17 protein-coding genes, 1 tRNA gene and 1 pseudogene are annotated in these 14,189 nt (G+C 69.2%); 11 read left to right on the forward strand and 8 right to left on the reverse strand.

Features of this window, described 5'->3' with window-relative positions; translation table 11 throughout:
• Nucleotides 1-2: 2 nt before the first annotated feature.
• Nucleotides 3-233 (forward strand): annotated as a pseudogene (locus tag D9R12_RS16045) (proprotein convertase P-domain-containing protein); the annotation flags it as partial.
• A gap of 185 nt (nucleotides 234-418) precedes the next feature.
• Here the strand turns inward: D9R12_RS16045 and D9R12_RS07875 are convergent.
• From D9R12_RS07875 to wrbA, 3 genes are read right to left on the reverse strand one after another with little or no spacing between them, the layout of a single operon-like run.
• A complete protein-coding gene (locus D9R12_RS07875; protein ID WP_122229614.1) occupies nucleotides 419-904 on the reverse strand; it encodes an asparaginase domain-containing protein in 486 nt (161 codons plus the stop codon).
• A gap of 31 nt (nucleotides 905-935) precedes the next feature.
• On the reverse strand, nucleotides 936-1,334 hold the full coding sequence (locus D9R12_RS07880; RefSeq protein WP_014161413.1) for a DUF2069 domain-containing protein: 399 nt from the start codon (nucleotides 1,332-1,334) through the stop codon (nucleotides 936-938).
• Nucleotides 1,331-1,930, reverse strand: a complete 600-nt coding sequence (gene wrbA / locus D9R12_RS07885) for an NAD(P)H:quinone oxidoreductase (RefSeq protein ID WP_014161412.1) — start codon at nucleotides 1,928-1,930, stop codon at nucleotides 1,331-1,333. Before wrbA ends, D9R12_RS07880 begins: the two co-directional genes overlap by 4 nt.
• Before the next feature lie 90 nt (nucleotides 1,931-2,020).
• On the opposite strand from wrbA, the gene D9R12_RS07890 reads away from it, so the two are divergent.
• Genes D9R12_RS07890 through D9R12_RS07900 form a run of 3 tightly spaced genes read left to right on the forward strand, consistent with a single transcriptional unit; the run spans nucleotide 2,021 to nucleotide 4,151 of the window.
• Nucleotides 2,021-3,298 (forward strand): YihY family inner membrane protein, encoded by a 1,278-nt coding sequence (locus tag D9R12_RS07890; protein ID WP_122229616.1) that lies wholly within the window; start codon nucleotides 2,021-2,023, stop codon nucleotides 3,296-3,298.
• A gap of 2 nt (nucleotides 3,299-3,300) precedes the next feature.
• Nucleotides 3,301-3,885, forward strand: coding sequence for a TlpA family protein disulfide reductase (locus D9R12_RS07895; RefSeq protein WP_122229618.1), 585 nt, complete (start codon nucleotides 3,301-3,303; stop codon nucleotides 3,883-3,885).
• On the forward strand, nucleotides 3,882-4,151 hold the full coding sequence (locus D9R12_RS07900; protein WP_122229620.1) for an acylphosphatase: 270 nt from the start codon (nucleotides 3,882-3,884) through the stop codon (nucleotides 4,149-4,151). Before D9R12_RS07895 ends, D9R12_RS07900 begins: the two co-directional genes overlap by 4 nt.
• A 63-nt stretch (nucleotides 4,152-4,214) precedes the next feature.
• Here the strand turns inward: D9R12_RS07900 and ppk2 are convergent, their stop codons facing one another.
• From ppk2 to hemA, 5 genes are read right to left on the reverse strand one after another with little or no spacing between them, the layout of a single operon-like run.
• Nucleotides 4,215-5,000 (reverse strand): polyphosphate kinase 2, encoded by a 786-nt coding sequence (gene ppk2 / locus D9R12_RS07905; protein WP_122229623.1) that lies wholly within the window; start codon nucleotides 4,998-5,000, stop codon nucleotides 4,215-4,217.
• Nucleotides 4,997-5,356: a helix-turn-helix domain-containing protein gene (locus D9R12_RS07910; protein WP_014161407.1), complete on the reverse strand. Its 360-nt coding sequence runs from the start codon at nucleotides 5,354-5,356 to the stop codon at nucleotides 4,997-4,999. The genes ppk2 and D9R12_RS07910 overlap by 4 nt, the downstream gene beginning before the upstream one ends.
• 7 nt (nucleotides 5,357-5,363) lie before the next feature.
• Complete coding sequence (moaB, locus tag D9R12_RS07915; RefSeq protein ID WP_122229625.1) at nucleotides 5,364-5,882, reverse strand: molybdenum cofactor biosynthesis protein B; 519 nt, start codon at nucleotides 5,880-5,882, stop codon at nucleotides 5,364-5,366.
• A gap of 59 nt (nucleotides 5,883-5,941) precedes the next feature.
• The gene (gene prfA / locus D9R12_RS07920; protein WP_122229627.1) at nucleotides 5,942-7,024 is read right to left on the reverse strand and encodes a peptide chain release factor 1; all 1,083 of its coding nucleotides are present in this window, start codon (nucleotides 7,022-7,024) and stop codon (nucleotides 5,942-5,944) included.
• Nucleotides 7,002-8,282, reverse strand: coding sequence for a glutamyl-tRNA reductase (gene hemA, locus D9R12_RS07925; RefSeq protein ID WP_122229629.1), 1,281 nt, complete (start codon nucleotides 8,280-8,282; stop codon nucleotides 7,002-7,004). Before hemA ends, prfA begins: the two co-directional genes overlap by 23 nt.
• 66 nt (nucleotides 8,283-8,348) lie before the next feature.
• Between hemA and D9R12_RS07930 the strand changes: the two genes are divergently transcribed.
• The 7 genes from D9R12_RS07930 to pth all read left to right on the forward strand — a co-directional run bounded on the left by D9R12_RS07930 (nucleotide 8,349) and on the right by pth (nucleotide 14,118).
• Complete coding sequence (locus D9R12_RS07930; protein ID WP_170159198.1) at nucleotides 8,349-10,031, forward strand: tetratricopeptide repeat protein; 1,683 nt, start codon at nucleotides 8,349-8,351, stop codon at nucleotides 10,029-10,031.
• Entirely contained in the window at nucleotides 10,028-10,684 is a 657-nt protein-coding gene (gene lolB / locus D9R12_RS07935) for a lipoprotein insertase outer membrane protein LolB (RefSeq protein WP_122229632.1), read from the forward strand. The genes D9R12_RS07930 and lolB overlap by 4 nt, the downstream gene beginning before the upstream one ends.
• Nucleotides 10,681-11,565: a 4-(cytidine 5'-diphospho)-2-C-methyl-D-erythritol kinase gene (gene ispE, locus D9R12_RS07940; protein ID WP_122229634.1), complete on the forward strand. Its 885-nt coding sequence runs from the start codon at nucleotides 10,681-10,683 to the stop codon at nucleotides 11,563-11,565. The genes lolB and ispE overlap by 4 nt, the downstream gene beginning before the upstream one ends.
• A 5-nt stretch (nucleotides 11,566-11,570) precedes the next feature.
• Nucleotides 11,571-11,648, forward strand: a tRNA-Gln gene (locus tag D9R12_RS07945).
• A gap of 66 nt (nucleotides 11,649-11,714) precedes the next feature.
• Entirely contained in the window at nucleotides 11,715-12,674 is a 960-nt protein-coding gene (locus tag D9R12_RS07950; RefSeq protein ID WP_122229636.1) for a ribose-phosphate diphosphokinase, read from the forward strand.
• Between the two features lie 115 nt (nucleotides 12,675-12,789).
• On the forward strand, nucleotides 12,790-13,449 hold the full coding sequence (locus D9R12_RS07955; protein ID WP_122229638.1) for a 50S ribosomal protein L25/general stress protein Ctc: 660 nt from the start codon (nucleotides 12,790-12,792) through the stop codon (nucleotides 13,447-13,449).
• Between the two features lie 57 nt (nucleotides 13,450-13,506).
• A complete protein-coding gene (gene pth / locus D9R12_RS07960; RefSeq protein ID WP_014161398.1) occupies nucleotides 13,507-14,118 on the forward strand; it encodes an aminoacyl-tRNA hydrolase in 612 nt (203 codons plus the stop codon).
• The last annotated feature ends 71 nt before the right edge of the window (nucleotides 14,119-14,189 follow it).

Consider the following 14,189-nt stretch of genomic DNA (forward strand, 5'->3'; position numbering starts at 1 on the left):
TGGCGGTCAACATCGTGCACACCTACATCGGCGATCTCAAGGTCGATCTGATCGCGCCCGATGGCAGCGTCTACGTGCTCAGCAACCGCGCCGGCGGCAGTGCCGACAACATCGTCAAGACCTACACGCTGAACCTGTCCAGCGAGGCGCTCAACGGCGCCTGGGCGCTGCGGGTCAACGACAACGCCGGCGGCGACACCGGCTATATCAACAGCTGGAGCATCACCTTCTGAGCCAGGCACCTGCGCAAGGTCGCGCTGGATGCGCCGGGCACGCAACGCCCGCCTTGCCTCATGGATGAACGGGGTCCACGACCGGTCAGGCAGGACGCCTGGCCGGTCGTTTGCTTTTGGCTGGGAAGTCGTGCAATGAAAACGCCCCGCTCGCGCGGGGCCTTGCGCGAGATCCCAAGGCCGGATCAGGCCACTTCGAAACGGTTGGCGGCCACGTTCTTGCGCACCTTGCGCGGGTCCCAGATACGGCCATTCATCGCGATCCACACGCCGTTGGGCGCCGTCTGCACCGCGCCGACCGCACAGCCGATGTTGAACTCGGCATCCGAGCCGCGAAACCCGGCCGGGTTGAGCGCACCGGTCAGCACGATGGTGCGGCCCTGCAGCGAGGCCAGCGCCTGCGCGGTCTGGACCATCGAGTCGGTGCCGTGGGTGATCAGCACGTGCCGGGTCGGCTGGGCGGCGATGGTGGCGCGCAGCAGCGCGCGGTCGGCATCGGTGATGTGCAGCGAGTCCTTGCGGATGAGCGGGATCACGGTGAAGCCAAACGCCACGCCCAGCGCCTTGAGGATGCCGCCGATCTGCGGCTCGCCGACCTGGTAGTCGGACTTGTCGTCGAAGTAGATCTTGTCGATCGTGCCGCCGGTGGTGACCACCAGCAGGTCTTCCATGGGTGCGGCTTGGGTGTTCACGAAAAGTCCATCAGGGCGCCGGATCGTCGGGCGCCGATGTTACCTGCGTGCCGGCCGCATCCCCAGCCCTGGCCTTGCGGCCCAGGCGCGCGCGCAGGCCGTCCCAGTTGGAAGCGAACACCACCACCAGGGCCAGGACCAGCTCGAGCCAGCCATATCGCCGGTCCTGTGGATGCGACCAGGCCGTCATCACGCCATGGCTGAACCAGCCCAGCGCCAGCACGCCGGACCAGAACGCCGCCAGCGGCGAGCCCAGCCGCGCGCCGATGGCCAGCACCAGCGGCGGCAGGGTGAACACCACCAGCGTGGCCAGGTAATGGCGATCATCGCGAAACCACCAGGCAAACAGCGCCGACAGCGCCAGCAAGGTGATCGCCAGCAGCAGTCGGGGCGTGCGCGCGGCGCTCATGGCGTGGCCACCAGGCGCCGGGCCAGATCGGCCAGGCGCCGGCCCAGGGCGCGGGCCAGGGCGGCTTCCTCGTCGCTGGGCTGCGGATCGTCCTGGCCGCCGGCCACGTGGCTGGCGCCGTAGGGCGTACCGCCAGTGCGGGTGGTGCTGAGCAACGGCTCGGTATAGGGAATGCCCACGATCAGGCAGCCGTGGTGCAGCAATGGCACGTGCATGGACAGCAGCGTGGCTTCCTGGCCGCCGTGCTGGGTGGCGGTGGACGTGAACACCGCCGCCGGCTTGCCCGCCAGGGTGCCGCTGGCCCATTCGGCGCCGAGCGAATCGATGAAGAACTTCATCGGCGCGGCCATGTTGCCAAAGCGGGTCGGGCTGCCGAGCGCCAGGCCGACGCACTCGGCCAGGTCCCGGGTATCCACATACGGCGCGCCGTCCTCGGGCACCGGCGGTGCGCTGCGCTCGGTGACCGCAGCCACCGGCGGCACGCTGCGCAGCCGCGCGGACATGCCGTCCACTTCGCCGATGCCGCGCGCAATCTGTCGCGCCAGCCTGGCCACCGAACCGCCGCGGCTGTAGTAGAGGACCAGGATTTCGGGCATCGGCAACATCGTCCGGCAGGTGCAAGGGCGCCAGTATCGGGCCTGGACGCAGGCCTGTCGCCCCGTGACGCTTGGGTTACCCTTGCGTCGATGTCACTGGCCACCACCTTCCAGCGCTGGCACGAACATGTGCGCGACCGCGCGCGGGTGGCGGCGTTCGCGCAGTTCCTGCTCAAGCGTTTCTGGGACGACCGCCTGTTCCAGACCGCCGCGGCCCTGGCCTACACCACGATGTTCGCGCTGGTGCCGCTGGCGATGGTGGTGTTCGGGGTGTTGTCGGCGTTCCCTGGGTTCAACCAGTGGAGCGATTCGCTGAGCGACTACATCTTCTCCAACTTCGTGCCCAGCGCCGCGCGCGCGGCACAGGGCTATCTGCTCGAATTTTCCAGGAGCGCGCGCGATTTGACCGCCGCTGGGGTGATCGCGCTGGTGATCTCGCTGCTGATCACGCTCAACAGCGTGGAAGGTGCGTTCAACCGGATCTGGCGCGTGCCCAGTTCGCGCCCGCGGTTCGGGCGCTTCATCGTGTACTGGGCGGTGCTGACCCTGGGCGCGCTGCTGTCGGCGGCCTCGCTGGCGATCACCGCCAAGGTCTTCGCGCTGCCGTTGTTCAAGACCGCCGAAGTCCGCCAGGTCGCCTCGCTGGCGCTGTCGCTGGCACCGGTGCTGATCGAGCTGTGCGCGATCACGGTGATCTACCGGGTGGTGCCGCATCGCTCGATCCACTGGCGCTATGCGTTTTCCGGCGCGCTGCTGGCCACTGTGGGGCTGGAGGCGATCAAGTGGGGCATGGGCGTGTACCTGGGTAGCTTCGGCTCGTACACGCGGGTGTATGGCGCGGTCGCGGTGGCCCCGATCCTGATGCTGTGGATCTACCTGAGCTGGACCTCGATGCTGCTGGGCGCGTCGCTGGCCGCCTCGATGTCGGCATTCCGGTATCAGCCCGAGTCGATGCGATTGCCGCCGGGCTTTGAGCTCTATGGCCTGTTGCGGCTGCTGGGCCGTTTCCATCAGGCGCGCGCGCACGGCGGCGGCCTCAGTGACGACCGGATCCTGGAGCTGGAGCCGATGCTGACCGACTCGCTGGTCCAGGAATTCCTGGACAGGCTTTCGCGCATCAACCTGCTGCGCTGTACCGAGAGCGGCGAGTGGATCCTGGCCCGCGACCTGGGCAACACCTCGCTGGCCGAGCTTTACGAGGCCTGCCAGCTGCGCATTCCCATCGCCGAAGCCCACCTGCCCTGCCAGGACGATGCGCTGGGCGTGGTCGCGCGGCAGGCGCTGGACCGCCTGCGCCTGCCGGTGCGCGAGCTGCTGCGCCACCGCGCCGGCGAGGTCTTTGCGCCCTTGCCGGAATCCCTGCCTTGAACATGCCATCGCCCCTGCGTGCGTTGAGCTGCATCGCGCTGCTGGGCGGCGCGGGCCTGCTGGCGGCCTGCGCGGGTGCGGACGGCGCCGCGGCGATGTCGCAGACCCCGGCGGCCACGGCGACGAACCGGTCAGAACCTGTGCCGATGCCGGCTGCACCCGATGGCAAGGCCCCGGTGGCGCTGAAGCTGGCCACGGTGGACGGTGGCACCTTCGACGCGGTCGCCCACCGCGGCAGCTGGCTGGTGGTGAATTTCTGGGCGACCTGGTGCCATCCGTGCCTGGCCGAGATGCCCGAGCTGTCGCAGCTGGACCAGCGTCGCGCCGACCTGGGCGTGCTCGGCCTGGCCTACGACGACATCAGCCCGGCCGAGCTGAAGGCCTTCCTCGCCGCCCATCCGGTGAGTTACCCGATCGCGCAGGTGGATGTGGACGACCCGCCCAAGGCGTTCGAGGCTCCCACCGGGCTGCCGACGACCTATCTGCTGGATCGGCAGGGCAGGATCGCCGGGCGCTTCGTTGGCCCGGTGACCGCCCACGACATCGAACAGGTGGTCGACGGCGCCAGGGACGGCCGGTTGCCATGAAGACGGCCGCGCGCTTTCTGGTCAGCGGCCGGGTGCAGGGCGTGTCTTTTCGCGCCGGCACGCGGCAACAGGCGCAGGCGCAGGGGCTGGATGGGATCGCCCGCAATCTCGAGGACGGCCGGGTGGAGGTGATCGTGCACGGCGAGGCGGCGGCCATCGACACGCTGGCCCAATGGTTGCAGCACGGGCCACCGAATGCGCGGGTCGAGCGGATCAGGCGCGAGCGGTGGCTGGCGCCGGTGGAAGCGGGCTTCAGCGTCGCCTAGGCGACGCACGGATGACGCGGCGTGTGCCCCCGGCTTGTTCAGCGCCGGCCGCGCGCCCGCGCTTCAGTCGGCCTCGGAACCGTCAGGGATCGGCCGCAGCAGCCCGAATTCCTCATGCAAGGGTGGGTGCCCGAGCTTCTTCAGCGTCAGCGTCGACTCGGGCACGGCGGTGTCGGGCAGACGCAAGAGCAGGTCGCGGATCAGGGTCAGGCGGCCGCGCCTTTGGTCGTTGAAGTCCACCAGCGTCCACGGCGCGTAGTGGCTGTGGGTGGCGGCCAACATCACTTCGCGGGCCTGGGTGTATTCGGCGTATTTCTCGCGCGCCTGCAGGTCCACCGGCGAAAGCTTCCAGCGTTTGAGCGGATCGGCCAGGCGCTCGGCGAAACGCGCTTCCTGCTGCTTCTGGTCCACCGTCAGCCAGTACTTGAACAGCAGGATGCCGTCATCCACCAGCAGCTGCTCGAAGATCGGCGCCTGCTGCAGGAAGGCGGCGTACTGTTCGGGCGTGCAGTAGCCCATGACCTTCTCCACCCCGGCGCGGTTGTACCAGCTGCGGTCCATCAGCAGCAGTTCGCCGGCTGCGGGCAGGTGCGGCACGTAGCGCTGGAAATACCACTGGGTGGCTTCGTGGTCGCTGGGCTTGGGCAGGGCCAGCACCCTGCACTGGCGTGGGTTGATGTGGCGGCGGATCGCGTCGATGCTGCCGCCCTTGCCGGCGGTGTCGCGGCCCTCGAAGATCACCACCACGCGCTTGCCGGTGCAGGCCAGCCAGCGCGCCATCGACAGCAGCTGCAGCTGCAGCGGTTCCAGCTGGGCTTCATAGTCCTTGCGCTTGAGTTTCTTGCTCACCTGGGTTCCTTGGAAGCAGGGCGGCGGCGTCGCTGGCGGGTAGCGGCCATGCCGCGCGCGACTTCGATCAGCGCCCCCTGCTGGCGCGGGCTCAGGCCGCGATAGGCGCTGAGCAGGTCCGACTCGCCGCGGGTGCGGGCCGGGTCCAGCTGGGTGGCCAGTTCGGACAGCAGCGCGCCGGCGGGGATCCCCAGGGCGCGGGCCAGGGCGATGAGCTGTTCGCGGCCGGGGAGTTTTTCCCCGGCCATCCAGGCGCGCACGGTGGCTGCACCGACGCGCGGAATCGCAGCGGCCAGGTCGGCGGCGCTGCGGCCACTGGTGCGCGCCAGCAGGCGCAGGGTGGTGTCCAGCGCCACGCTGCGGCTAGGCCTTCAGCCGTGGCCGCAAGGTGGCCAGGTTGCACGGGCCGGTGCGGGCGTCGAGCTGGGCGGCGATGATCTTGTCCCAGCCGGTGCGGCAGGCCGAGGTCGAACCGGGCAGGCAAAAGATGAAGGTCTGGTTGGCCAGCCCGGCGAAGGCGCGCGACTGCAGGGCCGAGGTGCCGATCTCATCGACGCTGAGCGCGCGGAACAACTCGCCGAAGCCGGGCATCTGCTTGTCCAGCAGCGGCAGCAGCGCCTCGGGCGTGGAATCGCGCCCGGTAAAGCCGGTGCCGCCGGTGACCAGGATGCCGTCCACCACGCCATCGGCGATCCAGCGCGAGACGATCGCGCGCATCGCGTAGATGTCGTCGCGGACCAGCAGGCGTTCGTGGATCAGATGGCCGGCGGCGGTGGCGGCCTGGACCAGATAGTCACCGGAACCGTCATTGGCCAGGGTGCGGGTATCGGAGACGGTCAGCACGCACAGGCGCAGGGGAATCAGGGTGTCGGCATGGCTCATGTCGGCCAGCCTAAGCGCTGGGCCGTGAGGCTTCAACGCACCGGGTGAAACGTGGTGGATCAACCCTCGGCCAGGCGCGCCAGTTCGTCGACCTGGTGCTCGTGCATCAGCCGGCCGATCAACTCGTCCATGCCGCCTTCGAGGATGTTGGGCAGGTCGTACAGGGTCAGGCCGTCGACGCGGTGGTCGGTGATGCGGCCCTGCGGGAAGTTGTAGGTGCGGATGCGCTGGCTGCGGTCGCCGCTGCCGACCTGCAGCTTGCGCGTCTGCGCCTCGGCCGCGGCCTGCCTGCTGCGCTCGGCATCGAGCAGCTGCGCCTTGAGCCGCTTCATCGCCTTGTCGCGGTTGGCGTGCTGGCTGCGCTCGGTCTGGCATTCGACCACCGTGCCGGTCGGCAGGTGGGTGATGCGGATGGCCGAGTCGGTCTTGTTGACGTGCTGGCCACCGGCGCCGGAGGAGCGGAAGGTGTCGACCTTCAGGTCGGCCGGATTGATCACGATCTCCTCGACCTCGTCGGTCTCGGGGATGATTGCCACGGTCGCGGCCGAGGTGTGGATGCGGCCCTGCGATTCGGTCGCCGGCACGCGCTGCACCCGGTGTGTGCCCGATTCGAACTTCAGCTTCGAATACGCGCCGCGCCCGACCACGCGCGCGACCACTTCCTTGTATCCGCCGTGCTCGCCGGGCGAATCGGATTCGACCTCGACCTTCCAGCCCTGGCGTTCGGCGTAGCGGGCGTACATGCGGAACAGGTCGCCGGCGAACAGTGCGGCCTCGTCGCCGCCGGTGCCGGCGCGCACTTCCAGGAACAGGTTGCCCTCATCGCGCCGATCGCGCGGGATCAGCAGCAGCGACAGCGCCTGGTCCAGTTCGGCCAGGCGCGCCTGCGCGGCGGTGACCTCCTCCTCGGCCAGTTCGCGCAGCTCCGGGTCTTCGCGCATGGCCTGGGCGGCAGCCAGGTCGGCGCGGGCGCGGCCTTCCTCGGCCATGGCGTTGGCCACCGGCCCGAGTTGGGAAAATTCGCGCGACAGCTCGCGGAAGCGGGTGTTGTCGGCCACCACCGCCGGATCTGCAAGCAGGCGTTCGAGTTCTTCGCGACGCTCGGCCAGCGCCTCCAGCTTACGGCGCAGGGTCGGCGTCATCGGGCAGCTTGGGATGGGAGTAGGGCGCCCTGGCCGGAAACATCCGATCCGCCGCCCGGGCCAGTTCGGCATCGCCGGACAGGGCTGCCTCGCGCAGTGCGGAGGTGGGCGGGTGCAGCAGCCGGTTGGTCAGGGTGTGGGCCAGGAATTCCAGCACCTGGGCCGGGTCGCGGCCGTTGGCCAGCTGGGCCTGGGCCTTGCCCAGCACCTCCTGGCGGGCGGCATCGCCATAGGCACGCAGGCGCTTGAGCGGCTCCTGGCGGCTGCCGGCCTGCAGGACGTCCACGAAACGGGCGACCTGCAGGTCGATGAGGGTCTCGGCCTCGTCGGCCGCTTCGCGCCGGCTGCGGCGGTTGTCCTCCACTGCCCGCTCCAGGTCGTCGACCGTATACAGATAGGCATCGTCCAGCTCGGCCACGCTGGCCTCGATGTCGCGCGGCACGGCCAGGTCGAACAGCATCATCGGCTTGTGCCGGCGGCGCTTGAGGGCCTGGGCGACCTGGGCACAGGCGATGACCGGTTCGCGCGCGGCGGTGGCCGAGAACACCACATCGGCCTCGGCCAGGTGGCGGTCCAGTTCGGTCAACGGCAGGGCCACCCCGCCGTGGCGGCTAGCCAGCGCCTGGGCATGGCTCAGGGTGCGGTTGGCCACCAGCAGGCGCCGGACCTTGGCCTGGCTCAGGTGGCGGGCGGCCAGCTCGATGGTCTCGCCGGCGCCAACCAGCAGCACGGTCGAGTCACTCAGCCGGGCGAACGCATTCTGCGCCAGCCGCACCGCGGTGGACGCCACCGAGACCGGGTTGGCGCCTACGCGGGTATCGGTGCGGACACGCTTGGCCACGGCGAAGGCCTGCTGGAACAACCGGTCCAGCCGGTTGCCCAGCGCCTGGTGCCGGCGCGCCAGCACCCAGGCATCCTTCACCTGGCCCAGGATCTGCGGTTCGCCCAGCACCATCGAATCCAGCCCCGTCGCCACGCGGAACAGGTGGCGTACGGCTTCGGCATCGCGGTGGCGATACAGATAGGTGTCCAGGCCTTCGCCATGGGTGGCCAGCCACTGCACCAGCGGGGCGGCGTCCTCGGCCACCGCATACAGCTCGGTGCGGTTGCAGGTGGACAGCAGCGCCGCTTCGCTCACCTGCGGCAGGGCGCGCAGGGCGCCAAGCGCCTGCGGCAGCGCTTCGCCGGCAAAGGCCACCCGTTCGCGCAGGCTGACCGGCGCGGTCTGGTGGTTCAGTCCGAGGACCCACAACGTCATTTTTCGGGGCTTGCGCTAAGCTGCTGGCTGTCTGTTGCCCGCCATTTTACGGCCCGGTTCCCCCTAATGCCTGCAAAGATGCGTTTTGCCCCGTTGTTGTTGCTGATCGTGGCCGGTTTCGCGTCATCTGCAGGGGTCCTGGCCCGGCAACCATCGGCCCGGGTGGGGACCGGCGGCATCCTTGAACCGGTCATGGCCGGCGAATTTTCCCTGCAGGCCGGCAAGCTGGCAGAAGCCTCGCGCCTGTACCTGCAGGCGGCCGAAGCCGGCCAGGACGTGGGCCTGGCCGAACTGGCCACCCGCATTTCGCTGCTGGCCAACCAGGACGACAATGCCACCCGCGCGCTGCAGCTATGGAAGCAGCGCGCCCCCGAATCGCTGGCCATGCGTGCCGCCCAGGCGACCCTGGCGCTGCGTCAGGGGCGCGAGCGCGTGGCCCGGCGCGAACTGGAATCGCTGCTGCGCGACCCTGATCCGCAGGCCTGGCGTTACGCACTGATCGCGCTGGGCAGTGGCGGCCGCGACCCGGCCCGCTCGGCCAAGCTGTTGGGCCAGCTGCTGGACGACAATGCGCTGCCCAACGACCTCAACGTGTGGCTGGCGTTCGGCGGCCTGGCCCAGTCGCTGGACCAGCCGGCGTTGGCCGAACGCATCGTCGGCGAGGTCATCCAGAGCTTCCCGGTCAATCCGCGCGTGTCGCTGCTGCACGCCAGCCAGCTGCGCCAGGCCGGCAAGACCGAGCAGGCCCGTCAGGTGCTGGAAAGCCTGCAACGGCAGGCTGCCGCTGATCCCAACGTGCGCCTGGGCACGGCCGCCGAGTTCGACGCGCTGGGCCTGCCGGTACAGGCTGCCCAGGTGTTGGCCCAGGGTCCGCAGGACACCCGCAGCTACGGCCTGCGCGCCTCGCTGCTGGCCAAGGCCGACGACAGCGCCGCCCTGGCCCGGCTCTACGACGAGGTCAAGGCGGCCAGTGCGGCCGGCCAGGATCCGGCCCGGCGCCTGCTGCTGGGCCAGATCGCCGAATACCTCAAGCGCTTCAAGGACGCGCTGGACTGGTATCAGGGTGTCGCCGGCGACGAGCACCGGGTCGAAGCACGCCTGCGTGCGGCCAACGTGCTGTTCCAGCTGGACCGCAAGCCGGAGGCTTTTGAGCTGGTCCACGCCCTGCAGGCCGACGCCAGCGTCGATGACGACGCCCGTCGCGACGCCTACCTGCTCGAGGCCGACCTGCGCCGCAAGAATGACGACGATCCCGGCGAACTGGACGCCCTGGCCCGTGGTCTGGCCGCCTATCCGGACGACAACGCCCTGTTGTATGCGCGTGGCCTGGCCTGGGAACGGCGCGACCGCATCGACCGCGCCGAGGCCGACCTGCGCCGGGTGCTGGTGACCGATCCGACCAATACCGCCGCGCTCAACGCGCTGGGCTACACCCTGGCCGACCGCACCGACCGCTACACCGAGGCGCTGGAGCTGATCGAGCGTGCCCGCGCCGCCGCGCCGGATGAACCTGCGATCCTGGACAGCTATGGCTGGGTGCTCTACCGGATGGGCCGCAAGGAAGAGGCGCTGGTCCAGCTGCGCCGCGCCTTCACCCTGATGAAGGACCCGGAGATCGCCGCCCACCTGGGCCAGGTGCTGTGGGAGCAGGGCCACAAGGACGAGGCGCGTCGCTACTTTGATCAGGCGCGCAAGCTGGATCCGGAGAACCGCTCGCTGCGCCGCGCGCTGGAACAGACCGGCGCATGAACCGTTGCCTGGGTCGGGCGCTCGCGCTGCTGGCCGTGGTCCTGCTGGCGGGCTGCGTCGGGACTTCGGTGCGCAAGCCCCTGCCGTCGGCGGTCGATGTCGCGACCGCCGCGCAGGCCCAGGCTGCACGGGTCCAATGGCTGGACGCGCATCGCGACTGGTCGCTGCAGGGTCGGGTGGCGATCCGGCGCGCGGACAAGGGCGGCAGCGGGCGCCTGGACTGGACCCAGCGCGGGGATTGTTTCGAGGTCTCGCTCAGCGCGCCGGTCACCCGCCAGAGCTGGCGTCTGACCGGCGATGCCGCCGAGGTGGTGCTGGAGGGTCTGGATGGCGGTCCGCGTCGCGGCGCCGACGCCGGTCAGTTGCTGCTGGAGGCCACCGGCTGGGAAATCCCGGTGCAGGCACTGGCTTTCTGGGTGCGCGGCCAGGCCGCGCCGGGGCTGCCGCAAGCCATCATTGAACAAGCCATCATTGAATATGGCGCGGACGGCTACTTGTCTGCGCTGCGCCAGGGCGGTTGGCGCATCACCTACACCGACTGGCGGCCTGCCGCCGGCGAGGTGCCGGCGATGCCGGCGCGGGTCGAGGCCGAACGTGGCGATTCGCGCGTGCGCCTGATCATCGACGGCTGGCGGACCGGCGCGGCGCCATGAGCGGCCCGTCGATGCCCGGCGCCTGGTCATGGTGGCCGGCACCGGCCAAACTGAACCTGTGCCTGCGCATCATCGGCCGCCGCGCGGACGGCTATCACGACCTGCAGAGCGCCTTTCGCCTGCTGGACTGGGGGGATCGGGTGGGCATCCGGGTGCGTGCCGATGGCGTGGTCAGCCGCGTCGGCACCTCGGTGGCCGGTGTTGCCGAGGCCGACGACCTGCTGGTTCGGGCCGCGTTGCTACTTCAGGAGCATGCAAACGTCGCCCAAGGTGCGGACATCTGCGTCGAAAAACGGATCCCGGCCGGCGGCGGCCTCGGTGGCGGCTCGTCCAATGCGGCCACCGTCCTGCGCGTGCTGGACCGGCTGTGGGGCCTGGAGCTTGGCGAAGACGCCCTGGCCGGGCTGGGCCTGGCGCTGGGCGCGGACGTGCCGGTGTTCGTGCGCGGCCGCAACGCCTGGGCCGAGGGCGTGGGCGAACGGCTCACCCCGCTGGACCTGCCGCCGGCCTGGTATGTGCTGGTCGACCCCGGTATCCACGTGGCCACCGCCCGCCTGTTTGCCTCGCCGGATTTGACGCGCACTGCCGCACCCGTGAAAATAGCCGACTTCCTTTCTGGATCGGTGCCCGACAACGTGTTCGAGCCGGTGCTGCGACGTCGTGAGCCTGCCATCGAAGCGGCGTTGGCCACACTCTCGCGCATCGGGACGCCACGGCTGACGGGGACCGGTAGCGGTTGTTTCGTGGAGTTCGCAAGCCTTCAGGCCGCCCAGGCCGGATTGGCGCTGCTGCCTGCGGACCTGCGCGGCTGGGTGGTGGCAGGTGCGGCCCGTTCGCCCCTGCTCGAGGCCCTGGAAGGGAAGGCGCAGCACACCAACTGATTCACTGGGGCGTCGCCAAGCGGCCTAAGGCACCGGGTTTTGATCCCGGCATTTCGCAGGTTCGAATCCTGCCGCCCCAGCCAGTCCCCTCCGTGCGCGAAAGGACCCGCGTAGCGTTCAGCCCACAGCAGTCCATCGAGATTCCCCACGTGCAAGACGAACGCAGCCTGCTGGTCTTTTCCGGCAACGCCAACAAGCCCCTGGCCCAGAGCATCTGCCGTGAACTCGGCGTGCGTCCAGGCAAGGCGATGGTCTCGCATTTCTCCGACGGCGAAGTCCAGGTGGAGATCGAGGAGAACGTCCGCCGCCAGGAGGTGTTCGTGATCCAGCCGACCTGTGCACCGTCGGCCGAGCACCTGATGGAACTGCTGGTGATCATCGACGCGCTCAAGCGTGCCAGCGCCGCCAGCGTGACCGCGGTGGTGCCGTACTTCGGCTACTCGCGCCAGGACCGCCGGCTGCGTTCCTCGCGGGTGCCGATCACGGCCAAGGTCGCGGCCAAGATGTTCAGCGCGGTCAATGCCGACCGGGTGCTGACCGTGGACCTGCACGCCGACCAGATCCAGGGGTTCTTCGATATCCCGGTCGACAACGTGTATGCCTCGCCGCTGCTGCTGGCCGACATCTGGCGCGCCTACGGCACCGAGAACATGGTGGTGGTCTCGCCGGACGTGGGCGGCGTGGTCCGGGCCCGGGCGGTGGCCAAGCGCCTGGACGATGCGGACCTGGCGATCATCGACAAGCGCCGCCCGCGCGCCAACGTGGCCACGGTGATGAACATCATCGGTGACGTGGAAGGCAAGGCCTGCGTGCTGGTGGACGATATCGTCGATACCGCCGGCACCCTGTGCGCCGCGGCCGCGGCACTGAAGGAGCGCGGGGCGACCAAGGTGGCCGCCTACTGCACCCATCCGGTGCTGTCCGGCCCGGCCGTGGACAACCTCAACAGGTCCGCGCTGGACGAGCTGGTGGTCACCGACACGATCCCGCTGTCGCCGGCCGCCGCGGCCTGCGCCACGATCCGCCAGCTGTCGGTGGCCGGAATGCTGGCCGAGACCATCCGCCGCATCGCCTTCGGCGAATCGGTCAGCTCGCTGTACGTGGATTGATCATGCGTTTTCGGGTGGTCGCCAGGTCGGCGAGCACCCGGCACGGCTCTTCTGGTCGCGGAAGAGTCGCATCGCCGCCGCGAGGCGGTTTTACTCAACCAAAGAAGTGAAAAAAATGGCCAAGACACATCAAATCAAGGTGGAGCGCCGCGCAGACGAGGGGAAGGGTGCGAGCCGCCGCCTGCGTCGCGCCGGTAGCGTCCCCGCCATCGTCTACGGTGGCGAACTCAAGCCGGTCAGTATCCAGCTCAACCACAACGAAGTCTGGACCGCCAGCCAGCACGACTGGTTCTACTCGTCGATCCTGGACCTGAGCCTCAATGGCGACGTGCAGAAGGTGCTGCTGCGTGACATGCAGCGCCATCCGTTCAAGCAGCAGATCCTGCACCTGGACTTCCAGCGCGTGAACGACAGGGAAACCCTGCGCACCGCCGTGCCGCTGCACTTCCTGAACCAGGAAACCTCGCCGGCCGGCAAGTCGTCCGAGGTGGTCATCACCCACGAACTGAACGAAGTGGTGGTCGAATGCCTGCCGGCCGACCTGCCCGAGTTCATCGAGGTCGACCTGGGCAACATGGCCCAGGGCGATGTGATCCACCTGTCCGAGCTGAAGCTGCCCAAGGGCGTGGAGATTCCTGAGCTGAAGCTGGGCAAGGAACACGATACGGCCGTGGTCATCGCCAAGTTCGCCAAGGTCGAGGAAGAGCCGGAAGCCGAAGGCGGCATCGCCGAAGTCCCGGCCGCCAAGGTGGCCAAGGACGAGAGCCAGAAGTGATCCAGCCCCTCCGCGCTGGCTGATGTCGGCGCGGGGGAGTCGGATCCAACCGCTTGCATGGAAGGCGTACGCCTCATCGTCGGGCTGGGCAATCCTGGACCCGAATACGCGCGGACCCGGCATAACGCCGGGTTCCGTTTTGTGGACGCCCTGGCCCTGCAGCAAGGCGCACGGTTTGCGCCGGAGGCCAAGGTGTTCGGCGAAACCGCGCAAGTCGGCATCAACGGCCAGACGGTACGACTGCTCAAGCCGTCGACCTACATGAACCTGTCGGGCAAGTCGGTCGCCGCCGCGCTGCGGTTCTGGAAGCTCCAGCCCGAACAGGCGCTGCTGGCACACGACGAACTGGACCTGCCCGCGGGCGTGGCCCGGTTGAAATTCGATGGCGGACACGGCGGCCAGAATGGCCTGCGCGACACCATGCAGCTGCTGGGGCATGGGCGCTTTGGGCGCCTGCGCATCGGCATCGGCCATCCCGGCCACAAGGACAAGGTCACCGGCTGGGTGCTGGGCCGTCCGGGCGCCGAGGACGAGATCCTGATCGGGCGCGCGATCGAGTCGGCACTGGAGGTGCTGCCGCTGGCGGTCTCGGGTGATTTCAACGAGGCGATGAAACGGCTGCATACAGCCGGGACTCTGGGCTCGGGACTCGGCACTGGGAAGAGATGAACCCTGGGCGTGTGCTGTCACCCGGTTTTACTTTGAACATAGGATTGCTGCGAATGAACGTGCAAGAGCGC

Source organism: Pseudoxanthomonas spadix (genome assembly GCF_003703395.1).
GTDB classification, from domain to species: Bacteria; Pseudomonadota; Gammaproteobacteria; order Xanthomonadales; family Xanthomonadaceae; genus Pseudoxanthomonas_A; species Pseudoxanthomonas_A spadix.